This is a genomic window from Kaistella sp. 97-N-M2, assembly GCF_021513235.1.
Taxonomy (GTDB): Bacteria; Bacteroidota; Bacteroidia; order Flavobacteriales; family Weeksellaceae; genus Kaistella.
The window spans coordinates 96,818-122,189 of the sequence record NZ_CP090976.1 but is presented as its reverse complement, the minus strand read 5'-3'; the positions used below and the strand labels follow the sequence as shown (position 1 = coordinate 122,189).

Annotated in this window: 22 protein-coding genes and 1 tRNA gene; 14 read left to right on the top strand and 9 right to left on the bottom strand. The window is 42.2% G+C overall.

Going from position 1 to position 25,372, the window contains the following annotated elements:
- Positions 1 to 65: 65 nt before the first annotated feature.
- The 3 genes from L0B70_RS00660 to L0B70_RS00650 all read right to left on the bottom strand — a co-directional run bounded on the left by L0B70_RS00660 (position 66) and on the right by L0B70_RS00650 (position 2,513).
- The gene (locus L0B70_RS00660) at positions 66 to 482 is read right to left on the bottom strand and encodes an OsmC family protein (RefSeq protein ID WP_235142402.1); all 417 of its coding nucleotides are present in this window, start codon (positions 480 to 482) and stop codon (positions 66 to 68) included.
- Between the two features lie 18 nt (positions 483 to 500).
- Positions 501 to 2,201, bottom strand: coding sequence for a lysine--tRNA ligase (lysS, locus tag L0B70_RS00655; protein ID WP_235142401.1), 1,701 nt, complete (start codon positions 2,199 to 2,201; stop codon positions 501 to 503).
- A gap of 114 nt (positions 2,202 to 2,315) precedes the next feature.
- A complete protein-coding gene (locus L0B70_RS00650; protein ID WP_235142400.1) occupies positions 2,316 to 2,513 on the bottom strand; it encodes a hypothetical protein in 198 nt (65 codons plus the stop codon).
- A 315-nt stretch (positions 2,514 to 2,828) separates the two neighbouring features.
- Between L0B70_RS00650 and L0B70_RS00645 the strand changes: the two genes are divergently transcribed.
- The 8 genes from L0B70_RS00645 (at position 2,829) to lipB (ending at position 10,597) form a co-directional block, all read left to right on the top strand.
- Positions 2,829 to 4,250 carry an anthranilate synthase component I family protein gene (locus tag L0B70_RS00645; RefSeq protein WP_235142399.1) on the top strand — a complete coding sequence of 474 codons (1,422 nt, stop codon included), beginning with the start codon at positions 2,829 to 2,831 and terminating at the stop codon, positions 4,248 to 4,250.
- A gap of 184 nt (positions 4,251 to 4,434) precedes the next feature.
- The gene (locus tag L0B70_RS00640) at positions 4,435 to 5,004 is read left to right on the top strand and encodes an aminodeoxychorismate/anthranilate synthase component II (protein ID WP_235142398.1); all 570 of its coding nucleotides are present in this window, start codon (positions 4,435 to 4,437) and stop codon (positions 5,002 to 5,004) included.
- 8 nt (positions 5,005 to 5,012) lie between these two features.
- On the top strand, positions 5,013 to 5,996 hold the full coding sequence (trpD, locus tag L0B70_RS00635; RefSeq protein ID WP_235142397.1) for an anthranilate phosphoribosyltransferase: 984 nt from the start codon (positions 5,013 to 5,015) through the stop codon (positions 5,994 to 5,996).
- A 1-nt stretch (position 5,997) separates the two neighbouring features.
- The gene (trpC, locus tag L0B70_RS00630) at positions 5,998 to 6,777 is read left to right on the top strand and encodes an indole-3-glycerol phosphate synthase TrpC (RefSeq protein ID WP_235142396.1); all 780 of its coding nucleotides are present in this window, start codon (positions 5,998 to 6,000) and stop codon (positions 6,775 to 6,777) included.
- Between the two features lie 106 nt (positions 6,778 to 6,883).
- Positions 6,884 to 7,525 carry a phosphoribosylanthranilate isomerase gene (locus L0B70_RS00625; RefSeq protein ID WP_235142395.1) on the top strand — a complete coding sequence of 214 codons (642 nt, stop codon included), beginning with the start codon at positions 6,884 to 6,886 and terminating at the stop codon, positions 7,523 to 7,525.
- An 11-nt stretch (positions 7,526 to 7,536) separates the two neighbouring features.
- A complete protein-coding gene (trpB, locus tag L0B70_RS00620; RefSeq protein ID WP_235142394.1) occupies positions 7,537 to 8,718 on the top strand; it encodes a tryptophan synthase subunit beta in 1,182 nt (393 codons plus the stop codon).
- Positions 8,719 to 8,906: 188 nt separating this feature from the next.
- Positions 8,907 to 9,686, top strand: a complete 780-nt coding sequence (gene trpA, locus L0B70_RS00615; protein WP_235142393.1) for a tryptophan synthase subunit alpha — start codon at positions 8,907 to 8,909, stop codon at positions 9,684 to 9,686.
- 188 nt (positions 9,687 to 9,874) lie between these two features.
- On the top strand, positions 9,875 to 10,597 hold the full coding sequence (lipB, locus tag L0B70_RS00610) for a lipoyl(octanoyl) transferase LipB (protein WP_235142392.1): 723 nt from the start codon (positions 9,875 to 9,877) through the stop codon (positions 10,595 to 10,597).
- A 2-nt stretch (positions 10,598 to 10,599) separates the two neighbouring features.
- On the opposite strand, the gene L0B70_RS00605 is transcribed toward lipB, so the two are convergent.
- Positions 10,600 to 10,893 (bottom strand): putative quinol monooxygenase, encoded by a 294-nt coding sequence (locus L0B70_RS00605; protein WP_235142391.1) that lies wholly within the window; start codon positions 10,891 to 10,893, stop codon positions 10,600 to 10,602.
- A 163-nt stretch (positions 10,894 to 11,056) separates the two neighbouring features.
- Here L0B70_RS00605 and L0B70_RS00600 point away from each other — a divergent pair, with 163 nt between their 5' ends.
- Both L0B70_RS00600 and L0B70_RS00595 read left to right on the top strand, forming a co-directional pair.
- Positions 11,057 to 12,391, top strand: coding sequence for a dihydrolipoamide acetyltransferase family protein (locus L0B70_RS00600; protein WP_235142390.1), 1,335 nt, complete (start codon positions 11,057 to 11,059; stop codon positions 12,389 to 12,391).
- A gap of 207 nt (positions 12,392 to 12,598) precedes the next feature.
- Positions 12,599 to 13,069, top strand: a complete 471-nt coding sequence (locus L0B70_RS00595; RefSeq protein ID WP_235142389.1) for a GNAT family N-acetyltransferase — start codon at positions 12,599 to 12,601, stop codon at positions 13,067 to 13,069.
- 9 nt (positions 13,070 to 13,078) lie between these two features.
- On the opposite strand, the gene L0B70_RS00590 is transcribed toward L0B70_RS00595, so the two are convergent.
- Positions 13,079 to 13,528 (bottom strand): GAF domain-containing protein, encoded by a 450-nt coding sequence (locus tag L0B70_RS00590; RefSeq protein ID WP_235142388.1) that lies wholly within the window; start codon positions 13,526 to 13,528, stop codon positions 13,079 to 13,081.
- A 16-nt stretch (positions 13,529 to 13,544) separates the two neighbouring features.
- Positions 13,545 to 14,981 carry a TonB-dependent receptor gene (locus tag L0B70_RS00585; protein WP_235142387.1) on the bottom strand — a complete coding sequence of 479 codons (1,437 nt, stop codon included), beginning with the start codon at positions 14,979 to 14,981 and terminating at the stop codon, positions 13,545 to 13,547.
- A 47-nt stretch (positions 14,982 to 15,028) separates the two neighbouring features.
- On the opposite strand from L0B70_RS00585, the gene L0B70_RS00580 reads away from it, so the two are divergent.
- From L0B70_RS00580 to L0B70_RS00565, 4 genes are all read left to right on the top strand, one after another.
- Positions 15,029 to 15,793: an MBL fold metallo-hydrolase gene (locus L0B70_RS00580; protein WP_235142386.1), complete on the top strand. Its 765-nt coding sequence runs from the start codon at positions 15,029 to 15,031 to the stop codon at positions 15,791 to 15,793.
- Between the two features lie 116 nt (positions 15,794 to 15,909).
- Positions 15,910 to 15,994, top strand: a tRNA-Leu gene (locus L0B70_RS00575).
- Between the two features lie 185 nt (positions 15,995 to 16,179).
- Complete coding sequence (locus L0B70_RS00570) at positions 16,180 to 16,734, top strand: phage integrase SAM-like domain-containing protein (RefSeq protein ID WP_235142385.1); 555 nt, start codon at positions 16,180 to 16,182, stop codon at positions 16,732 to 16,734.
- A gap of 77 nt (positions 16,735 to 16,811) precedes the next feature.
- Positions 16,812 to 17,288 carry a site-specific integrase gene (locus L0B70_RS00565; protein ID WP_235142384.1) on the top strand — a complete coding sequence of 159 codons (477 nt, stop codon included), beginning with the start codon at positions 16,812 to 16,814 and terminating at the stop codon, positions 17,286 to 17,288.
- Here the strand turns inward: L0B70_RS00565 and L0B70_RS00560 are convergent.
- Genes L0B70_RS00560 through L0B70_RS00550 form a run of 3 tightly spaced genes read right to left on the bottom strand, consistent with a single transcriptional unit; the run spans position 17,282 to position 25,240 of the window.
- Complete coding sequence (locus L0B70_RS00560) at positions 17,282 to 19,081, bottom strand: hypothetical protein (RefSeq protein WP_235142383.1); 1,800 nt, start codon at positions 19,079 to 19,081, stop codon at positions 17,282 to 17,284. The two genes, L0B70_RS00565 and L0B70_RS00560, sit on opposite strands and share 7 nt — an antisense overlap.
- Positions 19,082 to 20,917 carry a hypothetical protein gene (locus L0B70_RS00555; protein ID WP_235142382.1) on the bottom strand — a complete coding sequence of 612 codons (1,836 nt, stop codon included), beginning with the start codon at positions 20,915 to 20,917 and terminating at the stop codon, positions 19,082 to 19,084.
- Between the two features lie 3 nt (positions 20,918 to 20,920).
- Positions 20,921 to 25,240 carry a phage tail tape measure protein gene (locus L0B70_RS00550; protein ID WP_235142381.1) on the bottom strand — a complete coding sequence of 1,440 codons (4,320 nt, stop codon included), beginning with the start codon at positions 25,238 to 25,240 and terminating at the stop codon, positions 20,921 to 20,923.
- Positions 25,241 to 25,372: the final 132 nt, after the last annotated feature.

Here is a 25,372-nt window from a genome sequence, read left to right as displayed (position 1 = left end):
TTCCCTAAAAAATGAAATCCCCAAATAACTGAGGATTTCATTTTTTAAAAGCACTTTTTTTTGGCTTAATTTAAAGTTGCTTCCACCCTTATTTCCGTATTTAATAATTTAGAAATGGGACAGTTTTTTTCCGCGTCTGCGACGAGTTCGTCAAATTTTTCGTTCGATAATCCCGGCACTGTGGCGTTCAAAGTTAACACCGATTCGGTGATTTTCCCTTCTTTTGGATCTAAATTGATCACGCATTTCGTCTCGAGGTTTTCAGCCTTAAAGCCTGCTTTGTCAATATTGAAGGACAAAGCCATGGTGAAACAGCCTGCATGTGCCGCTGCAATTAGTTCTTCTGGGTTGGTGCCTACGCCTTCTTCAAAACGCGAATTATAGGAATACTGCGTCTGATTTAAAGTGGTGCTCTGAGTGGTTAGATTTCCTTTCCCGTCCTTGCCGGATCCTTGCCAAATGGCGGTTGCATTTCTTTTCATATTATTTTTATTGATGATTTATACCGTTTTCATCAACACAATATCGTCAATTTTTTCCACTTTAACCAAATGATACTTGGTTAAATTTTTTGTGGCTTTGTCCCATTTCTTTCCGGAAAGCTGGCTTTTTGCTTTTACCAGACCCAAAGTCATCGGTTCTTCCGACGAATTTAAAATTTCTAAAACCAGTTTTTCATCTTCATCCAGTTCGAAAGCCGGCGCGGTTTTTTCGGGCTTCATTTGCGGGAAGAATAAAACTTCCTGAATCGAGGGATTGTTCGTCATAAACATGATCAAACGATCCATGCCAATTCCCATTCCGGAGGTTGGCGGCATGCCGTATTCCAAGGCTCTCAAAAAGTCTTCATCAATAAATTGTCCGGCTTCGTCGTCGCCTTTTTCGGCTAATTTTAATTGGTCTTCAAACCGTTCTCTTTGATCGAGCGGATCATTTAACTCCGAATAAGCATTTGCAATTTCTTTTCCGCAAACCATGAGTTCAAACCGTTCGGTTAAACCTTCCTGGGTTCTGTGTTTTTTTGTTAAAGGCGACATTTCGATGGGGTAGTCCGTGATAAAAGTCGGCTGAATGAAGTTTCCTTCACATTTTTCGCCGAAAATTTCGTCGATCAGTTTGCCTTTACCCATTGTTTCGTTCACGTCAATTCCAATCGATCTCGCGAAATCAAAAAGCTCGTGTTCCGATTTTCCGGTGATATCAAAACCGGTGTATTTGATGATCGCATCCGTCATCGAAATTCGCGCGTACGGTGCCTTAAAACTAATTTCGTGATCTCCAAACTTGGCGTCGGTGGTTCCATTAACGGCAATCGCGCAATGTTCGATCATTTTTTCCGTAAAATCCATCATCCAATAGTAGTCTTTGTAGGCAACGTAGATTTCCATCACGGTAAATTCCGGGTTATGCGTTCGGTCCATCCCTTCATTTCTGAAGTTTTTGGAAAACTCGTAAACGCCATCAAAACCACCAACGATCAATCTTTTCAAATATAATTCGTTAGCAATTCTCATATATAACGGAACATCCAAAGCATTGTGATGCGTCATAAACGGTCTTGCAGCAGCGCCGCCTGCAATCGCCTGTAAAACAGGGGTTTCTACTTCAATATAGCCTGCATCATTAAAAAACTGACGCATGGCATTGTACAGTTTCGTTCTTTTTAAAAATGTTTCTTTTACGTGCGGATTTACGATCAAATCTACATACCGTTGTCGGTAGCGAAGTTCCGGATCATTGAAGGCATCGTACGTTACTCCGTTTTCATCGGTTCGGGGTTGCGGCAGTGGTCTTAAAGATTTTGTTAAAATTTTAAAATGCTCAACCTTCACCGTCATTTCGCCCACCTGAGTCGTGAAAAGTTCGCCCTCAATCCCGATAATGTCTCCAATGTCGAGAAGATGCTTATAAACGTCGTTATAGAGAGATTTGTCTTCGCCTTTGCAAATCTCGTCGCGGTTAAAATAAACTTGGATTTTCCCCTCAGCATCCTGCAGTTCGGCAAAGCTGGCTTTCCCCTGTATCCTTCGGCTCATTAAACGACCTGCAATTGTTACTTTTTTACCCTCAACAAAATTCTGCTTGATCGTTTTGGTCGTTTCTGTAATTTTATATTCTTCTGCCGGAAAAGCGTTGATACCCATTTTTTCGAGGGTTTGAAGCTTTTCTCTGCGGATTATTTCCTGTTCTGATAACTGCATTTTTCTTGCTTTTTAAGTCTGCAAATTTAGCGATTTTTTCTACAATTATCTGGTGTTGAGGCAACAAAAAAAGCAGCCGGAAAAACCGACTGCTTATAAAATAAATACTGCGACCTATTTCGCCATTGTAGAATCTGCTGCAGGGGCAACTACGGCCGTGGAGTCTACCATACCGCCGGTAGCGCTGGTGTCCATCATTACAGTGGTGTCTGGTTCTGCAAGCATGGTGTTGCTTTCTGCTGCTGTTTCGGTTTTTTTACAGCTTGATAAAGCTAATGCGCCCATAAAGGCAATTGCTAATACTTTTTTCATAATGAAGTTATTTTGGACAAAAATATACATTTTCTCTTAAATCATTATAATTTATCAAAATTATTCAGCTAAAAATGTTGCTTCGTTCTAGTCCGTAAAAAAGCGAAAAATAATGTTTCTCTTTCCAAAAACATTTCTATATTTGCTCCTATGAAAATGAACAGCAACAAAAATTGGTGGTGGTCTCAAAACTCGCAAGGTCTTGAGCGCTATTCTTTTGTTTAAAAATATTAAAACGAAAATTTTAGAAAGACTTTGACGGACTGCGTTAAAGTCTTTTTTTTATTTAAAATCCAAAAAACATCTCTCCAAAGCATGAATTTCTCCGAAATAATTCAAATAAAAACCACCGTAAAATCGACTTTAAGCGATTTGTTTACTCCCGTCGGGATTTACCTGCGTTTACGCGATCAGTTCCGCGATACCATTCTCCTCGAAAGTGCCGGAAACCAGAACACCGAAAATAACTTTTCTTTCATCGCTGTAAACGCGATTGCCGGCATCGAAATTAAAAACTACGCGGAAGCCGAAATTAAATTTCCTTTAGAAAGTCCCCAAAAGATCAATATTGAAAAGGAAAAACTGACAGATCTTCTTCAAAATTTTTCTGCAACTTTCCAGTGCGAAGAACCTAATTTAGAAATTGGCAAAACCGCGCAGGGATTTTTCGGATACACGTCTTTTGATGCCATCCCTTTTTTCGAAAATATTAAATTCAAGGAGCTTTCTCCGGAAAATAAAATTCCGCTCCTGCGCTACCGGCTTTATCAATATGTCATCGCCATCAACCACCACAACGACGAAATGTTCCTCATCGAAAATAAGATCAAAGGTTTAAAATCGGAGATGATCACCTTAGAAAATATCATTCAGCAAAAAAATGCGCCTGTTTTTCCTTTCGAAAAAGTGGCGGAGGAACGCTCCAATTTAACCGACGCGGAATACAGAAATCTCGTCGATGTCGCGAAGAAACACTGTTTCCGCGGCGATGTTTTCCAGCTAGTTTTAAGCCGACGTTTTGAGCAGAAATTTAAAGGCGACGAATTCAATGTTTACCGCGCTTTACGAAACATTAATCCTTCACCCTATCTCTTTTATTTCGATTACGGAGATTATAAATTAATGGGTTCCAGCCCCGAAAGTCAGCTTATTATTAAAGACGGAAAAGCCATTATTCATCCCATCGCCGGAACTTTTAAACGCACCGGAAACCTCGAAGAAGATTTAAAATCTGCGGAGGAACTGAAAGCTGATGCGAAGGAAAATGCCGAACATACAATGCTGGTCGATTTAGCGCGCAACGATTTAAGTATTTGCGGACAAAAAACAACGGTTTCGAAATTGAAGGAAATTCAGTTCTTTTCGCACGTCATTCACATGGTTTCGGAGGTAACGGCCGATGTTTCGACCGATCAAAATCCTTACGAAATGATTGCGACCACCTTTCCGCAGGGCACTTTAAGCGGCGCTCCCAAGTACAAAGCGCTGGAACTGATCGATGCTTACGAAAAAACTTCGCGCGGTTATTACGGCGGCTGCATCGGTTTTGTGGGTTTCGACGGATCCTGCAATCTGGCCATCATGATCCGCACTTTCCTATCGAAAAATAATACGCTCTATTCTCAGGCCGGCGCCGGAATTGTGGCAAAATCGTCCGTCGAAAACGAACTGCAGGAAGTCAATCACAAACTTGGCGCCCTGAAAAAAGCAATTTTAAAAGCGGAAAAAATCAGTTAGTATTTTTTGGGCGACAAATTTCCGTCTTCCGCTCCCAATCTTTTACATTTTTGGCAAAATGTAAAAGGATTTCCGCTCAAGCCGGGTCGCGGATTCGTCGTAATAAGTGAGGGAAGTTAAAAAAAATGCGATTCAATGACGCTTAAAAGAAAAGGATAAAATCCATCAGGTAAAAAATAGAAAAATGAAAATATTGGTATTCGATAATTACGACAGTTTCACCTACAATCTCGTGCAGATGATTGAGAAAATTGTCGGCAAAAAAGTCACGGTGGTCCGTAACGATCAAATCAGTTTAGAAGAGGTTGGCAATTACGACAAGATCATTCTCTCGCCCGGTCCCGGCATCCCTGTTGAAGCCGGAATTTTGCTGGATTTGATTACAACGTATGGTCCGACAAAATCGATATTCGGCGTGTGTTTGGGCCAACAGGCCATTGCAGAAGCTTTTGGCGGCAGTTTAATCAATCTTTCGGAGATTTTTCACGGCGTTGCCACCGATGTGGCAATCATTAAAGACGATACAAAAATTTTTAAAGGTTTCGGAAAAAATATGGAAGCAGGCCGATACCATTCCTGGGCCGTCGATCCGGAAAATTTCCCTGCAGACCTGGAAATTACGGCCGTCGATAAAGACGGAATGATTATGGCGTTGCAGCACAAAAATTACGATGTTCATGCCGTGCAGTTTCATCCGGAAAGCATTTTAACGCCGCAGGGCTACGAGATTTTAGAAAATTTTTTAAGACCATAAAACACTTTATGAAAGAGATATTACAATATTTGTTCAACCATAATACGCTGTCGAAAGCCGAAGCCAAAGCCATTCTGATCGAAATTGCGCAAAATAAATTCAACGAAAACGAAGTCACTTCTTTCGTTACCGTTTTTCTCATGCGAACAATCACGTTAGAGGAACTCGAAGGTTTTAGAAATGCCCTTTTGCATCTTGCCACTCCCATCAACTTAGGCACTGCTTTGGTCGATATCGTCGGAACGGGCGGCGACGGTAAAAATACGTTCAACATTTCCACTCTGGCGAGTTTTATCGTGGCTGGAACCGGGCAAAAAGTAGCCAAACACGGTAATTACGGTGTCACAGCCATTTCTGGCTCCTCCAATGTTTTGGAGGAATTGGGATATAAATTCAAAGATAATGAAGCTGAACTTCTGGGCGATTTAGATAAAGCGAACATCTGCTTTCTGCACGCACCGCTGTTTCATCCGGCTTTAAAAACCGTTGCGCCGCTCCGCAAAGGTCTGGGACTGAGCACTTTTTTCAATGTTCTAGGGCCGCTCGTGAACCCTGCGCGGCCGGAGTTTTCAATAATCGGCGTTTATGATCTTGAAATTGCGCGGTTATATCAATATCTTCTTCAGAAACAAAATACGAATTTTATGTTGGTTCACGGTTTGGATGGTTATGACGAAATTTCCCTAACCGCCGACACGAAAATTTTTGATAAAAACGGCGAAAGTATTTATTCCGCGGAAGAACTTGGTTTTAAAAATATCGAGCCGGAAAGTATTTCCGGCGGAAAAACCAAAGTAGAAAGCGCTGAAATTTTTCTTCGAATTTTAAAAGGCGAAGGAACGTACGAACAAAATGCTGTCGTTCTGGCGAATGCGGCAAAAGCCCTTCAGAATACAGAGAAATACGGAACTTACGAGAATTGTCTGAACCTGGCGAAAGACAGTTTGAACAGTGGAAAAGCCTTGAATTGTCTAAAAGTTTTAACGAAATAGCATGAATATTTTAGAGCAGATTATCGCGCGCAAGAAAGAAGAAATTCAAACTTCGAAATCGAAGATTGCCTTGGCGGACTTAAAGGATTCAGAGTTTTTTCGTAGAGAAACAGTATCATTAAAAGATTCGCTAAAAAATAAGTCCGGAATTATCGCCGAATTTAAACGGAAATCGCCCTCCAAGGGAATCATTAACGATCGGTCTGAGGTTTTGGAAGTCGCGAAATCTTACGATTCATTCGGCGCCAGCGGAATTTCAATTTTAACGGACCAGGATTTTTTCGGCGGAAGTTTTCAGGATATTTTAAAAGTTAGAAATGAAATTAAAATTCCCCTTTTGCGAAAAGATTTTATGATCGACGAATACCAGTTTTACGAAGCGAAATCGATGGGTGCCGATGTTATTTTGCTCATCGCTGCGTGTCTTTCGCGCTCTCAGGTGGAAGAGTTTGCGCACTTATCGCAGGAATTGGGCTTAGAGGTTTTGCTGGAAATTCATGCGGAAGACGAATTACAACATTATAATAAATATGTCGATCTGGTCGGCATCAACAACCGCAATTTAAAGGATTTTAAAGTCGATCTGCAGCATTCCGTGAAATTGAAAAACCATTTGCCAAATGAGGTTTTAACGGTTGCCGAAAGTGGAATTTATTCTGTAGAAGATTTTAAATTTCTAAGAGAACAAGGTTTCGACGGATTTTTAATGGGCGAATACTTTATGAAAGCGGAAAATCCCGGAAAAGCCTTTGAAAATTTCGTTAAAGCAATTAGAACCTAAAGATCACGAGTGTACTGAATAAGGTGCGATAAAAAATAATCTCGACGGGAACGGGCTTAGCGCGTTTAGAAAGTTTAAAAATTAAAGGCTTTAGCCAAAACCTATTATGAAATTAAAAGTTTGCGGTCTTACAAATCTCCCTCAAATTCAGGAACTAGCTTCTTCGAAGGTGCATTTCCTGGGCTTTATATTTTATGAAAAATCTCCGCGGTATGTTTTAAATTCTTTGAATTTGGAGGAAATTAGAGCCATTCAGCACGAGGGAAAAGTCGGTGTTTTTGTGAATGAATCTTTGGAAAATATTATCCATATTTCAGAAAAAGCAAACTTAGATTTTATTCAGCTTCACGGCGACGAAGACGAAAATTTTATATCAGCCTTACGGAAAAAACTGGTGCCACAGGTTCAGATCATCAAAGTCATAAGAATTGGTCAGCCATCGGCCGATGAACTGCAAAAAATCATCGATAATCAGCCTTCAGCCGTGAATTATCTCCTGTTCGATACCGATTCGAAATCCTTCGGCGGCACCGGAAATTCTTTTGAGTGGAACATTTTAAATGAATTAAAAATCGAAAAACCTTTTTTTCTAAGCGGCGGAATTTCTCTGGAAAACATTCATCAATTATCAAAAATAAACACGCAACCGTTTGCGCTCGACATCAATTCAAAATTTGAAACCGAACCCGGCACCAAAGACCTTTTAAAAATAAAGAAATTTAAATCGCTTCTCCTAAAAGAAGATTGAAACAACAGACAATGAAAACATATAAAAACCCCGATGAAAACGGATATTACGGTGAATTCGGCGGCGCATTTGTGCCGGAAATGCTCTATCCGAACGTCGAAGAATTACGGAAGCAATATTTAGACATCATCAATTCCGCGGAGTTCGAAAACGAATTTCGCGACCTTCTAAAAAACTACGTTGGACGGGCCACACCGCTTTATTTTGCTAAAAATTTAAGTAAAAAATACGGCTCGCAGATCTATTTGAAGCGCGAAGATCTCAACCATACGGGCGCGCACAAGATCAACAACGCTTTGGGCCAGGTTTTGCTCGCGAAAAAATTAGGAAAAAAACGCATCATTGCCGAAACCGGCGCCGGCCAGCACGGCGTAGCCACTGCAACCGCCTGCGCATTGATGAATCTGGAGTGCATTGTTTACATGGGCGAAGTCGACATCGCGCGACAGGCACCAAATGTGGGCCGCATGAAGATGCTAGGCGCCACCGTAATTCCCGCCACTTCAGGATCAAAAACTTTGAAAGATGCCGTCAACGAAGCACTTCGCGACTGGATCAACAACGCGACGACCACGCATTATATCATCGGAAGCGTTGTCGGGCCGCATCCCTTTCCGGATTTGGTGGCGCGCTTTCAAAGCGTTATTTCGGAAGAGATTAAGTGGCAGCTGCAAGAAAAAATCGGCCGCGAAAATCCGGATTATGTCATCGCCTGTGTAGGCGGCGGAAGCAATGCGGCAGGCACCTTCTACCATTTTGTCGACGAGGAAAACGTAAAATTAATCGCCGCGGAAGCCGGAGGTTTCGGACTCGATTCCGGGAAGTCGGCGGCAACCACTTTCCTCGGAACGCTGGGCGTGTTGCACGGCAGCAAAAGCATCGTAATGCAGACCGAAGACGGTCAGGTAATCGAGCCGCATTCCATTTCTGCGGGCCTGGACTATCCAGGAATCGGACCCTTTCACGCGAATCTATTCACCCAAAAACGCACCGAATTTTATAGCATTACCGATGAAGAAGCGCTGAAATCCGCCTTCGAACTCACGAAAATTGAAGGCATTATTCCAGCGCTCGAAAGCGCACACGCCCTGGCGGTTTTGGAAAAGAAAAACTTCGCGAAAGACGAGGTCGTCGTGATCTGTTTAAGCGGACGCGGCGATAAAGACATGGAAACCTACCTCAAAAATCTTTAGAATAATTTGGTGGCAACTTCAGCGTTGAGTTTACACTCAGCCTGCCGAAGTGTTCCCGCTTTTTTAATCCGCTGCGTGGCGAAAATAGAACTCCATTCCAGCCGCTCCCAAAGCCCGCTTCTTCGAAAATTACGTCAAAAATATAGGGAATTTATCCAATTCTGCTCTCAATAAAAACGAAAGAAAATATGATTAATAATAACACCCAACATGCGGCATCCAACGTTCAGCCTCAGAAGAAACTTAATATTTATTTTACCGCCGGTGTTCCCAAATTGGAAGACACGACGGAAATTATGAAGGTCATCCAAAACTCCGGCGCCGATTTTATGGAAATCGGAATGCCATACTCGGATCCGGTTGCGGACGGCGATGTTATCCAAAAAGCCCACGAAAAGGCTTTGAAGAACGGTATGACCATGACGCATCTTTTTGCGCAGCTGAAATCCTTGAAAGATGAAATAAAAATTCCTGTGATTTTAATGGGCTACATTAATCCGGTCTTAAGTTTTAGTTTCGAAAATTTCTGCCGCGAATGTGCAGCATCTGGAGTTTCGGGCCTGATAATTCCGGACTTGCCGCCGATTGAATTCGAGAAAAATTACAGCGCACTTCTGAAGAAATACAATTTGAATTTCACCTTTTTGGTGACGCCCGAAACTTCCGATGAGCGTATAAAATATTTAGATTCTCTAAGCTCAGGATTTTTATATGCGGTTTCGAGTTCCTCGACTACCGGAAACGAAAATAAGGAAGTGAAGAACGAAGAATACCTCGATAATCTGGCGCAACTCGATTTGAAAAACCCCGTATTCATTGGTTTTGGAATTAAAAATAAAGCCGATTTTAATAGCGTTACAGAAAAGGCGGCGGGCGGAATTATCGGAACGGCCTTCGTGAAAATTCTTATGGAAAACGAGAACTGGCAAGAGAAAGCAGGTGATTTTATTCGCAGCATAAAGAATTAATTTTTGTAAATTTGACCTTCTTTTTCGCAGACCACCCGCCGCAATAGGGATCGACGTGGAAATCCCGGAGTGGAGGCGCGAGCGAAGCGAGCGCCGAAATGAGGAATTGTAACAGAGAGCCCGACCCGAGCGTGGCGCCGGATGTAGGCAGAGGAAAGCGAGGGGATTGCCCAAAATATTCGAATTAAATGACGGACACACAGAACAGAACTTTGCACTTTCAGGAATTGGGTTTGATGGATTATCTTCCGGCCTTCGATTATCAGGAAAAACTGATGAAGGAAATCATCGATTTGAAACTGAAAAACCGCGACCGCACAGACGGAGTTAAAGAAGAAACGCCCAATTATCTGCTTTTCGTGGAACATCCGCACGTTTATACTTTAGGAAAATCGGGTCATGAGGAAAATATGCTGGCGAATTCTAAACGTCTGGAAGAGATTAACGCAACTTTTGTAAAGACGAACCGCGGGGGCGATATTACGTATCACGGTTTTGGACAGTTGGTGGGTTATCCGATTTTGGATCTGGACAATTTTAAATCCGATATTTTTCTCTACATGCGGAATCTGGAGGAAGTGATCATCCGCGTCATTGCCGATTATGGCCTGATTGGTGAACGCAGCGAAGGCGAAACGGGCGTTTGGCTCGATGTAGGCAAACCTTATGCGCGGAAGATCTGCGCAATGGGCGTGAAAACGTCGAAATGGGTGACGATGCATGGTTTCGCTTTGAATGTAAACACGGATTTGCGCTATTTCGAATACATTATTCCGTGCGGAATCAAAGATAAAACCGTCACTTCTTTAAAACGCGAGTTGGAGCGCGAGTTTTCCACCGACGAAATCGAGGCCTTAAAAGAAAAGATCAAAACACACTTTTGTGCGGTTTTCGAAGCTACCTTAAAATAAATTTAAAAAATCTTCGCGCCTTTATAAACCTGAACTGCTTCTGCAAAAAGCGGCGCCGCCTGCTGTCGGAAATTCATCAAATGCTCTGTCACGCTGTGTTGATGATGATGCTCGCGCGTCTCCCAAAGTTCCAGAATATAGAAAACTCCCTGATGCTCGTTATCTTCAACCAAATCGTACTGCAGACATCCTTCTTCCTTTCTTGTTTCAATTACGAGTCTTTTCAGGATTTCGAGAGCATCTATGACCATATTTTCTTTAAAACGAAAGAGCGCCACAATATATAAATTGTTCATTTTCTTATAAATTTAAAAGCAAATTTAGCGATTGAATTTGGGTTTCGCCACGCTTATTTTAGGCCTGATTAAAAATTACAAAAAAATCAAAAATAATCCTGAAAAATTTCGATTTCGTTAATCACTAAAAATTTTTATCTTTGTAAGAATCAATAAAGTAAAAATGGCAGAATATAAATTAATTCTTCCGTCCATGGGAGAAGGCGTAATGGAAGCAACAATCATCAGTTGGTTGTGTAATGAAGGAGATATGGTAAAGGAAGACGATTCCGTAGTCGAAATCGCGACCGACAAAGTAGATTCTGATGTGCCGACGCCGGTTGCGGGGAAAATCATCAAAATCCTAAAACAAAAAGATGAAATCGCGAAAATTGGCGAAGTCATTGCCATTTTGGAAGTCGATGGTGGAGCAGAAGCGGTAAGCGAGCAAACGCAAAGCCCCAAATCTGCAGACGAAGTTCAAAATCAAATTCCAAATGTAGATCCGGAAGTCGTTCAAGGTTTGGAAGAAGCCATGGAAAGCGCCAAATCTTCAACTGGATTTGAAGGTTCCGATCTCTATTTATCGCCACTCGTAAAATCCATCGCGCAGCAGGAAAATATTTCCGAAAGCGAGTTACAGTCCATCAAAGGAAGTGGTTTGGAAGGCAGAATTACAAAAGAAAATATTTTAGCGTTTCTTTCCACAAGAGGAACTCAGCCAGCGCCACAAAAAGCGGAAGCAACACCAGAGCCCGTTGCTACTGCGCCAAAAGCTGCGGCTCCGTCTACGCCAATGGCCGTGGGACAGGGCGACGAGATCATCCAAATGGACCGCGTGCGAAAAATCATCGCCGATGCCATGGTGAAAAGCAAACATACCGCACCACACGTGACTTCTTTCATTGAAACCGACGTTACCAACGTCGTAAAATGGCGTACAAAACACAAGGATCTTTTTGAGAAACGCGAAGGTGAAAAACTTACCTACATGCCGATTTTCGTGAAAGCGATTGTGAAAGCCATTCAGGATTTCCCGATGATCAATGTGTCCGTAGATGGCGACAAAATCATTAAAAAGAAAAACATCAATATCGGAATGGCCACGGCGCTTCCGGACGGAAACTTAATCGTGCCGGTTATCAAAAATGCCGATCAGCTCTCGCTTTCCGGACTCACAAAGGCGATTAATGATCTGGCGTACCGCGCGAGAAACAAAAAATTAAAGCCAGAAGATACGCAGGGCGCAACCTACACGATTTCCAACGTCGGCGGCTTTGGCAATCTGATGGGGACGCCTATTATTCCGCAGCCTCAGGTAGCGATTTTGGCGGTCGGTGCCATTGTGAAAAAGCCCGCAGTTCTGGAGACGAAAGATGGCGACGTGATTGCGATCCGCAATCTAATGTTTATGTCGCATTCTTACGATCACCGCGTCGTAGACGGCTCTTTGGGCGGAATGTTCCTGAAACATGTTCACGATTATCTTCAGAATTGGGATATGAATACCGAAATATAAATTTAAAAAAAAACGCTATAAAATTAAGCCTTTGAGAATTTCTCAGAGGTTTTTTTTAGGAGCTTAATCCCGCTTTCCGCTCTATCTTTTTCTCGTCGTGCCTCCTCAAAAAAGGATGCCGCTGCAATCGGGGCTAGGAAATGGCGGAATCTTTACCAAGAAATACTCTCAAAAATTGGTAACTTTGTCCTTCAAAAATTTAAAAAAATGTTCCAGATCCGAAAAGCCACCGCGGCAGATTCGCAACTTATTTTCGATTTAATAACCAAACTCGCCGTCTTCGAAAAAATGGAGAAGGAGGTCGTAACAAGCGTGGAAGAACTTCGCCAGAATATTTTCGTAAACAACTACGCAGAAGTCATCATCGCAGAAGAAGAGGACAAACCCGTCGGATTTGCCCTCTATTTTTATAATTTTTCCACCTTTGTGGGGAAACCGGGTTTATACCTGGAAGATCTTTTCGTAGAGCCGGATTGCCGTGGTAAAGGATATGGCAAAAAATTGCTCGTCGAACTTTCAAAAATTGCAAAATCCAAAAACTGCGGCAGAATGGAGTGGTCCGTACTCAACTGGAATACACCAGCCATCGACTTCTACAAATCCCTTGGCGCAAAACCGATGCACGAGTGGAGCGTCTTTCGCCTGGATGAAGCGGCAATTTCTACTTTAGCCAAGTAAATTTTCGCTTTAATAAATTTTCGCAATTTCGTCGCAGAGCCATTCGAGCATTTCGCGGTCATCCGCGGTGAAAGGATCCAACTGATGCGAATCGATATCGATCTGGCCGATATTTTCGCCATTCTTAATAATCGGAACTACAATTTCGGCTTTTGTATCGATCGAACAGCTTAGGTAATTGTCCTGCGCGTGAACATCGGGTACCACAAAAGTCTCACTGGAAACGGCAACCTGACCGCAGATACCTTTACCAAAAGGAATAACGGTGTGATCGGTCTCTGCGCCAACGTAAGGCCCGAGAAGGAGCTCTTCTTTATCACCATTTTTAAAATAAAATCCTGTCCAGTTAAAATACGGGATTTCCTGATCCAGAAGGTGACATACCTTTTGAAGTTTAACTTCAATATTATGGTTTGGGCTTTCTAAAATTGAAGAAAGACGCTTTTTAATTTCAGACATTTTATTGTAATTTTTTTTAAGAGAACTCTTTTAGTTTTAACGCTTCTTTGTAGCCAAACATGCCGCGTTCTTTAATCATAGCAGCAACATCTTCGGGCACCTGGTTTTCCCAGCCCGCTTCATGATTAGCGATTTTGCTTAAGATCTCCCGCGAATAAATTTCGGAAAAATTTGGATTGTAATCCTGAATATCCACGATCCTTTGATTGAGTTTGAAGTATTTGTACAGTTCCTTAAGACTGTCATTCACCTTAAGATTGTTAGAAGTTAGTAATTCGTGGGTTTCAGGATCTTTGTACGGATAAAGGTAAACTTTCATGTCTTTTCTGAAGAATTTTCCGAAAGCCTCCAAAATTCCGCCCGAAAGATTTTTGTAATAGTTTTCGTCAAACACATCCAAAAGATTGTTCACCCCCATCGCCACGCCGATGTGGCCGCCTGTGTAATGTGCGAAATAATCGATGAGTCGGTAATATTCGGAGAAATTTGATATAATCACGGTATAGCCCAATCTTGCTAAAACATCCACTCTGTCGAGAAAATCGCGCTCATCAATATCCCCCGCAGCCCGTAAATTGGATATTGTGATTTCAAAAAGAACCTCTTTTTCTTCGAAACTGCATGCAGAATCTTTCATAAACATTTCCAGACCCCTTTCGAACATGTCGATATTCACGAGGGTAACAGGGCGAAAACTGCCCCGCACAGCGAAAATATTCTTTTTGTAAAGAATATCAGCGGGCAACATATTATTTCCCTGCGGATTAAAAATCACCGCGTCGGTCATCCCGTTTTTCACCAACTGAAGGCTCATTAAGCGGTTATCTACATAGGTAAACGCGGGGCCGCTAAAATCGATCATATCGATTTCAACATTATCGGTGGAAATATCGTCGTACAAAGATTCAATTAATCTGCGTGGATTATCCGCATAATTAAAGGCGCCGTAAATTAAATTCACCCCCAATCCGCCCAAAGTTTCCTGCTGGAGCGTGGTGTCGTTTTCGTTAAATTTTACATGAAAAACGATCTCGTTATAATCTTCTTTTTCATCCAGTTGAAAGCGTAAACCCACCCAGCCGTGGCCTCTCATGGTTTTATCGAAGTTGATGGTGGTAACGGTATTGGCGTACGAAAAGAAATTTCTTCCGGGGGCATTTTCGCGGGACAGCCGTTCCTCGATCAACGAAACTTCATAACGAAGCATTTTGCGTAAACGGTTTTGGGTAACGTATCTGTTTCGAACCTCTTTACCGTAAATGGCATCGCTAAAGTCTTTGTCGTAGGCAGACATAGCTTTCGCGATGGTTTGTGAGGCCCCGCCCGCTCTGAAAAAATGACGTACGGTCTCCTGTCCGGCGCCAATTTCAGCAAAAGTTCCGTAAATATTCGGATCCAAATTAATGGCCAGAGCCTTCTGTTTGGGTGTTAATTTTTGATTAATCACAGACAATTCTTATTTTTTGTAAATTTACCAATAATATTCCTACCTCAAAAGAAATGAAGTTGAAATTTTTAGGTACAGGCACCTCACAGGGCGTTCCTGTGATTGGTTGCCACTGCGACGTTTGCACCTCTACAGATCCAAAAGACAATCGGTTTCGATCGTCGGCTTTACTCCGCACAGATAGTCACAAAAAGCTTCTTATTGACTGTGGTCCCGATTTTCGCATACAGATGCTGAACAACAAAGAAGAACACGTAGATGCCGTACTTTTAACACATGAACATAACGATCATGTGATCGGTTTGGATGATCTGCGTCCCCTCATTTTTCGCAGCAAGCAGGATATGCCTTTATACTGTAACGAAAGAGTAGGAGCGGAGGTGAAGGAGCGCTTTTCTTATGCCTTTGCCGACGTGAAATATCCGGGAGCACCTTCGTTTGAACTGCACCATATCGCAGGAAGTTTCGATCTGTTTGATGCGGAAATAATTCCGGTCGAAGTGATGCATAATAAGATTCCGATTTTAGGATATAAGGTGAAGAATCTCGCTTATATTACGGATGCGAGTTACATCCCGGTGACGGAAAAGGAAAAACTCCGGAATTTGGACTATCTTATTTTAAACTGCATCCGAAAAGAAGTTCTTCATCCGGCGCATTTTATTTTACCGCAGGTTCTGGAGCTTTTCGAGGAACTTCAACCTAAAAAAATGTACCTGACCCATATTTCTCATCATTTGGGAACCCATACGGAAACGGAAGGTGAACTGCCGCCAAATGTTCATCTTGCCTACGATGGCTTGGAAGTGTATTTTTAGTTGCTTTTTCTCTTTAAAAAAAGGTACATACTCGCCTTTAAAAGATTTTGGAAAAAGTTTGAAAAACATTTTTTCGGAAATAAAATTAATTCTATATTTGCACACCAATTTAAAGAGCCCGGTTGGCGGAATTGGTAGACGCGCTAGACTCAAACTCTAGTATCGCAAGATGTGCCGGTTCGATTCCGGCACCGGGTACCAAAAGAAAAGAAAGATACACAGCAGCTATACTGATAGTTTGAAGTGTGTCTTTTTTTTTGTGGATAATCCCAATGAAATAGGCCGTTTGCGCGGTGTGAATCAATTAAAAATATTTTTAGATGGTCACAACTATTTCGACGCCCAGATCAATTTTTGACACAAGATTCGACACAAAAAGAATTTTTGTGACAACACGCAACCGTTTCAGCCTGCGCGGCTATGTTGATAAATCCGGAGATTCATTAATCTACCTGGATGTTTCCGATGTAAAAGACCGAATTCGCCTGAATACCGAGATTTACATTCCCCGTAAATGTTGGGATCAGAAAAAGCAACGCATAAAAAATCATCAAAATTTTGAAGCTCTTAATTTGGTGCTCGAAAATATTGAGGCAAGAATTACGACCATCAAAACTTCGTACATGCTTCAAGAAAGATTTTTGGATGCCAAAACCCTAATTCAGGAATTTCACAGCGCAACGCCGGACTTTGATTTTATAGCATTTTTCCGCCATCACCTGGGCCTGCAGGACTTCAAAAAGCAAACACTGAAAAACCAAAACACTGTTTTAAATAAGCTGGAAAAGTTTTCAAAAGAGATCCCGTTTCATAAACTGACAATGGAATTTTTGCAGAAATACCGAAAATTTTATAAAGAAAATAAGGAAATCACCTTTAACAGCGATCTGAAATGCATTAAAAAATATTTAACGATCGCTCAAAAAAAGGAATCAAACTGAATATCGACCTGGACGAGATAAAAGTTAATGTAACGTCAAACAAAACCATTTATCTGGAACCTGCAGAAATGCAGCGAATGATCAAATATTACTATAACGAATTTATTAATCCATCGCACGTTTTGCCGCTCGGCTATTTTTTATTCAGCTGCTATACGGGACTGCGAATCTCCGACATCCAATCGAGAACGCGTGCAGAAATTTTAAAAGAAAAATTCCAGTTTTCATCAATGAAAACCGATAATTTTCAATACATGCGCCTGAATGATGATGCCCGGAAAATGGTGGAGTTTTGCCCAAATCTTTTTGACGAAAAGCTGGTGGAACAAAAAATAAATTTTCATTTAAAAGCCATCGCGAAAATTTGTAAAATCAAGAAAAATATTTCGATGCACGTAGGACGGCATACCTTTGCAACAACATTTATCCGAAACAAGGGCGATATTTACCGCCTGCAAAAACTTCTTGGGCATGCCAACATCCGGCATACCGTGAAGTACGTTCATATCGTCAGCGAGGAGTTTCTGGACGATATCGATCTCATAAGCTATTGAATTGTTTCTGTAACGATATCGACTTCGTAGGTATTTTCTACCAGATCTTTCGTCCAGGACTTAATATTGTGAATATTTTTATAACAAAAGATCTGATCGGTAATTAAAAAATCAAATTCATCGGCAGGGCATGAAAATTTCCACTGAAATTCTTTTCCGATGATCCTCTGGCGCAACCACTTTTCCCAATGCGTATAAAACAGCTCCGGATATTCGGCACCAGCCGGATTTTTCGCATTGTTTTGGACGCCCGTCAACCCGTCATAATAAACCAATTGTAATGCATCGTCAGTGTCTTTTTTAATGATAGCGGTGTTTTGCCCCTGCGGCAAAGCAACACCGGTCTGCACAATGACCACGTTGCTCTCGATTATAATTGTCTCTTCCTTCTCTGCTTTATTTAGAGTTGGGCCTTCCTTATCATAATACATTGAAGGCTGCGGACCGTCGTCGAGATCTGTGGAGCGTAAAACAAAGGAGCGTTTTTGCAGCAGCTTTTTATTTCGGTTAGCTGGCGAGACTTCAAACCGCGTAAAATCTTTCACATTTTCCGGATCTTTCCCGATTCTGTACATTAAAACGGTGTTATCCACGATTTCAATTCCATAATTAAAGCGGTTTCTAAAAATGTTAATGAGATCACCGAAGGTGATATTCGGTACGGCCTTGGTTAAATCGATCTCGTTTAAATTGGTAATCACGCCATTGTCCTCACCTTCGTAATCTCCCGGATCTGCCAAGTCTTTGTTGATTAGTTCGGCATGAATAACGTTATTTGAGACGCCCATGACGCTTCCACGTAGCAAATAGAATTCAACTAAAATATTATCTTGGGTTGTGGTGATTTCAATATTAAAAAACCGTTTCTCCAGGTCAAAATTCGTCTTGTTATATACCCAAACGCGCGAGCTGTTGACGGATATCCAACCGACCTCGCCTTTCCAGTCTTTTGATTCCATAAATCCCACCAGATTGTATTTTCCGGCTTTGGCGACGGTCATCGACTTTAAATATTGGGTCATTCCCGGACCGCTATAATAATAATCCTGCGGAGAAACATCGAGAACCGTCCGAAGCTGCGTAAGCCGCGAAAAATATTCGGTACCACTAAAAATCCAGCGCTGTGCGAAAATAGGATCATCCAATATCTCACCCTGTAAAGTGAGTCCCGCATCTAAAAACCCCGTTTTCAAAACATAGAGTACATGCGGCGCGGGATGAATAATATTGGCATTAAAAATATTCCCTTCCAGATCGATCGAATTTCGGTTCATTTCGGAGCCGTCGGGCGTAAGATCATTATAATAACCATTGAACGCGCTCCACAACTCATCATCGGGCGAGTATTTGGACGTAAACATGCGCGGGAAATTAAAGTTCGTCTCCGGATATTTTTTCGCACAGATGTTTTTCGCAAAAACGTAAATATCAGCAACGTCAAATTTTTCCAACGGAAGCTCAGAAAGTTTTTTATCAAAATTCGGAAGATCTTCGAAACCAAAATCAATTTGTCCGGTAATCAATTTCCCTTCGGTATCCGACAAAACTAATTTAGCCTTGTGAACTTTGTTTTCAAACAAAAGAATTCCCTCGAAAGTATCTTCCAGATCGGACGAGTCGTCACTTTCATAATCGCCGAAAGAATTGATAAATTCTTCGTCCATATAGATTTCGAACGGAAAGAAGTATTTTGAAAACATCTTATCGTTCATGCGTGAATTGCTGTCCTGCACCGTAATTTTCTGCCCGGTGAGATCCAGAACCTTTTCGTCGCTATAAAATTTTATTTCCATCTATTCAACAATTAAAAATTCTAAATCCCGGGCTACAAGTTCTTCCGTGGAATCCACTTCTACATTCTTTTTTGTAACATTAAAAGCCCGGTAAATTGTTCCTTCGATCATTAAGAAGGAAATTTTGCTTTTGATGATTTCCGACATCATTTCGCGTTCTTTTGCGAGAAACATGCCTGTATTTATCGTTAAGGTCTTAACCGCGGAAACATCATACTTTTCATTTTGTGCGTTGAAAATATTTCGGGCATAAATGTGATCAAACTCCGGTGTTATTTTATATTCACCTGTTAAAGTGAACCAATCCGGACAAAGGTTTTGATTTTCCCACTGGAGGTGTACCGGCTCGTACGTTTTCGGGAAATCGTAAAAAGCCACGCCGGCCGGTAAGGTATTTTCGTCGGTTTTGTGTAGATCAACAAATTCACCAGAAACCGTTGACGAGAAAATAACTGCATTTCCGTTTTTTTTGCGAAAAACCGCGGAAGAAAGTAAAGGAAACGCAGCTGGTTTTTTACCGGGAAATAATCTAATACCGTTTGCGGATCCGCTAAATAAAACCTCCAATGCGGAATTTAATTCTTCAACTTGAATCGAAGCAACGATATTTTTCAGAAAAACGACGGCATTCTGATCAAAAAAATGCCGTTTTGCGCGCGGGAAATGCCGGTGAAGTTTTTCTCCCAAGGCAAACTTTGCCACACCTTTAAAATAAGGCGACTGATATGTTTTTTCGAAAATATATTCGATACCAAGAACCACATAAACTGCGCTCAGAGTAATTCTGACGAATTTGGCATCGTCCATCTTGCGATTGACCAGAACTTCGGGAAGATCTAAGCAAAAATCCTTTGTTTCGTCAATAACGATAAAGCTTTTCAAATCTAAATTCACGGGAACATCCAGCAAATCATTATTGTAAGCAAAAGTGATCGTTCCAGCGTAGGTGCCAACCGCCAGAGCGGAAGTTTCTGTTGTGACGGTGATATTCAGATCCGTATTACCGCTTTCTGCTGATAATGTGATCCAGGAGGGGAAAGCCGTTACTTCAAAGTCAATACCGAGCGGATTCGTTACCGTAAGCACGGCAGATTTTTCGCTTCCGGGCGCTTTAAATACTTCAAAAGCCAAACTTTCAGGCTGTACAGTAATTCCACCATCAACCACGACCAAATTAATATTGAATCCGAACAAAAATTCGCCCGTCTGCTTCAATATTTTGGCGCCGATGGTGGTTTGTCCGGTTGCCGGAACATCAGGGTTAGTCGCCAACGGAATTGCTGGGTTGTCCACCAAGGTAAACGCGTTGGTAAAGTTTTCTGCAGGAGCAAATAGGTCTTTATTTTGCCAGAATTTCAACAGCAGCGCGCCGCCGTTATTTAGGATGTTTACTGTGGTGTCGCCATGCAGGGAGTTGTCCGCACGATTATAAACAACCTCGTAAGTTGTCTGGTCGGTTTGTATTGCAGTGGAAGCAGCTCCCGACACGAGTAATGTAACAGTAGCACTTTTTATCAGTTGAAATTCGACGGCTTTTGTTAAGATAAATGAAATAGTCGCTTTGTAAGTTCCCGGCAGCAGGTCGGCCGTATCTCTAAAATCCAAGGGTAAAATTTCCTCTCCTGAAAACGTAGATAAATATCCGGTTGGACCATCGTAACCCTGCAACCCTAACCAGATTGTTTCTGTATTTTCAAAAAAAATGTCGAACTCAACAAAATCTGCATTTGAAATTAGAAGAATGTCTGTAAGAGCCGGCAGGGGGTTCGGCCTTGCCCACGTTACAGTCTGTTTTGTTGGGGACACCCGTACGGTTATAGTTCCATCTGTTGGCATAGCTTAATGTTTATTTTTATTTCTGAGATCAATATATTCCTGGCGCATATCTTCAACTTCTTTTCCGTTTTGCGCATTTTTCTTGATGATGGCGATGGGCGGCGTATCGCGCAGATATTCTAACAGCTCGATGTTTTTTCCGAGCAAACTCATTACGCTGATCATCATATCGTCATTTCCGGAGGACTTGGCAGTGGTTTCCGATTTGGTATTAAAGCCGCCTTCGTAGCCGTTTGCTCGCGCGTTCGCGGCATAAATGGCGTTCTTTAACTGTGGTGGATAACTGGTCCAAGTTGGGTTGTCGATCACCATTTCAACCTTTTGATTTTCGCCGGCGATGAAGTGCGTAGGGCGATCGACCAAACCGGATCTTAAGCGGGATTTTCGAACGTTGAAGCGTTTGCCGTCCTGTGCGCGCGTCATTGGGTATTCCATGCCGAAACCTTCTTCATAACCTTCGGCCGTTGGTAAGGGCTGCGACATGATTGTTGCAAGCTGTACAGCGCCTAAGGCACCCACGACTCCTGACATTATTGCGGCAGTTGCTCCAAAATCGAATTTCGGAAACTGCGCCCAAATTCCCATGATGGACATTGCCGTATTGGAAATGGTTTGAGCAATCGCCATTTGCCGTTCCCGTTTAGCCTGTTTTAAAGCGATTTCCGCTTTTTTCTTTTCGAGATCCTGATCTGCTTTTATGGTCAGCTTTTTATATGTCTCCTGGTTGATGTAACCATCAAGAAGCTGTTTTTTGAGCGTATTTTTTTTGCGCAAAGTATTTGCTTCAATCTGACGCAATTGTCTCTTCTCATTAGCTTCGACGAACTGATAATAGGCTCCAAATGCATTTTGCAAGGCAGATACCGCCGCCATTACAGTACCCAACTTATCCGCGCCCGTTTGGAGATTATCAAACATTTGCGTCCAGTCATCCATCGTCAGACCAAGTACATCGGAAGGCGCTTTTCTTCCTAAAGTTGGTTTTTTATCGTTCTTGTCGTCTTGATTAACGCCGGCGGCCTTCGCTTTGAATTCTGCGATTTTATTCCCGGCTTCATCAATGAACTTCATTACCTCCTGCCGTTGCTCCGGCGTAAGAATACCGAGATCCAACCCTTCATACAGTTTGACCATCGCCTCCAAATGCGTCACCTGAAGTTCCAGTTCCCGTTTTTGGTAGACTTTATTTAGTGCTTCCTTACCTTGCGCCCAGGTTGTAATTCGTTTAAGTTCCTTATCGTCAATCCGCCCTTTTAATCCGGCTTTTAAATCGGCTAATGTGGTGTAGCTGGCCATTTCTTCATTGGCTTCTCTCTGAAGGTGCTCGAGTGCTGTTTTATGAAGGTCGTCCTGATCTGCCAGAAATTCTTTTTCAGATTTGTACTGAAGCGTTTTTCTTTTGTTTTCAAATACCTGCTGTTCGCTTAATTTCAATTCTTCCAATGAAGCATTATTGGCCAGCCAGCTGTTTTTAAGTGCCTGAAAGAGAAGTTTGTCATCACCTTTTGCCTTTGCAATTTTTCTGTTTATAATTTCAAATTCGTTGCCGGTGATTTTCTTTTTGTCGATTTCCTCCATTTTTCGCATTTCCTGAAGGTTCAGCGTGTCAATCTGCTTATCATACCCCTCATTCATGGCATCAATCCGCGCGTCTTCGATATCCAGCTGAATTTGGCGGGCGAGCGCAGCAGCTTCATCGCCTTTTCGGCGCATATCATCCATTTCTTTTTCATGGCGACGGTCAGCAGCTTCGGTGGATCTTGGTTTTTTTTCTTTTTTATCTGTTGTAAAATCGGTGTTGAAATTTGATTTCGGATCGGTCCCTAATACTGAACCCGGATCACTCGCTATCAATCTTTTTTGCTCCTCATTCATGATATTAAATTGACGGGTGTTTTCGATCAGCTCCTCGCGTCTTTTGCGATACGCTTCGCGAACCAAAGGAATATATTTCGCCAGGGCTTGTTCGATATCGGCGCTCTTTCGCATCGCATCGATCTGCTTCGCTTCCTTAGCCGACATTTCTGTTTGCAGATTACCGCGGTTTAGTTTTTGCTCCAGCCAGCCGCCAACACCGCCCAGATTGCCCCAACCTTTCTCAATGTCTTTTCCTTGAATATCGACTTGGTTTCGTAAAAGCTCTTTTTTCTTTTCGTTCACCACTTCGGCATAAGCCTGCCTGTTTAATGCATCAATATACTTGTTGATGATCGCGACACCTTCAGCTGTCTTTATATTTTGCGCCGTAAGCAGTCCAATGTGATCCGGAATAATATCATTCAGTCTCTTTAAAGCTAAAGCTCTCTGGTCGTTGGTGGCCGATTCGCTTTTGGCAACCGCTACTAATTTTTCAATTTCATTTTTCTCGTCGATCGTTTTGCTGATTGACGTGGTTTTCACATCATTTAAAATCTTCTGTTTATCGATCAGTTGTTCTGTCTCGCGAGCGAAAGCGATATATGCCCCTATCAATAAAGTAACGAGGGCTAAAATTGCCCCAAAAGGATTGGCGGCCATAGCGAGGTTCAACCTTTGTTGAGCCGCTGTTTGTAAAGCCGTAAACCCTGTGAGTCTGCCAATCGCTACGCCACCTAAACCAACGGCAAGATTCCACGCTGTTTGAAAAACTATTCCTACTTGATTTAAGGCTGTATTAAGTTTTTGAACGACAGTGTAACTAAGCAGCTGTGCCCTGGCTCCCGTGAGCGTTACAGTGCTTAAGGCAATTGCTGCGTTATATGAAAGAGTTGAAACAGCGGCAATGGTGATTACTTTTAGCATTAATACCAGGGTTACCCGGAAATTGGTAACAGTGCCTTCCGAGTCTTCAATAGCGCCGATAAATTTCCCAAACGTGCTAATTAGGTAGTTCAAGGTATTTGCCACAGCTTCACTCGTGAACATGCCTAAAAACTTCTTTTGAACCTTATCAAATATTGCTGAAGTATTATTATTTACTTTGTTAAATTCATCAGTCAGCGATGTTGCTTTCGTTAAGGACTGATTAGAAAGCTCGATCGATCTGCGGAACCGATCTGTATTCTCCGACGCTGCACCCATGGTAGCGATAACATACTGATCATTCATCTTAAGATACTCCATTGTTTTTGCCAACTCGGTGGTATCCATCCCTTTCATTCCCTCAGAAAACTTAAGAAAGAATTCCAAAGGATCCGTGTTCATTAAGTCCTCAACTTCTTTTTTCGAAATCCCCATTACTTTGGCAAACTTCTCGGAGTTAGTTGCGGCATTTCTTACAAAGGTAGAGTAGGCAGTACCGGCACGCTCTGCATTGATTCCAGACTCTTCGAAAGCTGCACCTAATGCCAATGACTCTGCAATAGTAGGTTTCAACTTAGCAGGTAAGGAACCTAACCGCAATGCGAACTCCCCAATATTCTGCTCAGTTGCGGCACCATTGGCACCGAGCTCATTCATTGCCGATCCTATTTGATTGATGGCAGTAGCCATATCAAGGTCCTTTGTTTCACCATAAAGGTTTTTCAATTTTCCCAGCGTATCGGTAACCGCTTCTACACCTCCAGCAAAGCCATCACCTAAGGCAACGTTTGCTTTATCAACCTCGCGCACAAATTCCCGAATCTGTTCTTTCCCTATACCCAACCGTCCGCCTGTCTCGGCGATCTTTAACAGATCGATGCGGGAGGTGCGGGTATCAAAAGTTGAGAATGATTTGGTTAGTTCGTCGACTTCCTGTTTGGTCATGTTGACGGTCTTGGCTACGGCCGTCTGCGCATCAACTAACTTATTGTTACGATCAATTACCTGTTGAACTGATAAAGCAAATCCTGCGAAGACAGCCAACCCCGCAACGATGATACCCTGATAATGATTAAAAGTATCAGCAAGACCACGGAATGATGACCGGGTTTGATTGGCACCCGTTCTTACTTCTGCCATTCTAGAGTTTACCCTCTCTAACTGCGCCTGCATTTCTATTGAAGCCTGCGAACCAGGAACCATGTTATTAAGGTTAGTTCGCAATAGAGCAGCCTCCTTGCGAAGTTGCGCCATGGTCATTTGCGTAATATCCATTTCACCACGCAACCGCTCCATTTCCTTCTCGTTGGTAGTTAAGGCTTGCTTATTCTGATTTAATTCAGCAGTAAGTTTCTTATACTCATCAGAGTTTTTCCCCAGGGTTGATGCAGTTTGCTTTAAACTTTCGCGCACGGCTTCATTCCTATCTTTTAATTCTACATTCTTTTGAGATAGGTCATAGATTGCTTTCTGAGCAGGATCAGAGTTAACAACTATTGTCATCTTCATTATCTCGTCGCGAATCTGTCTGGAGCTTGCCATTGTCGTATTAGTTTCGGCAAAGATGTTAAAGCCATTCCGTTTCCCTTGTGACGCAAAAACAAATACAATACGCCTTAACCCATCCTCCAAACTTTGCCAACGCATAGTCCCTCGCTAACCTCCAAGTTTCGC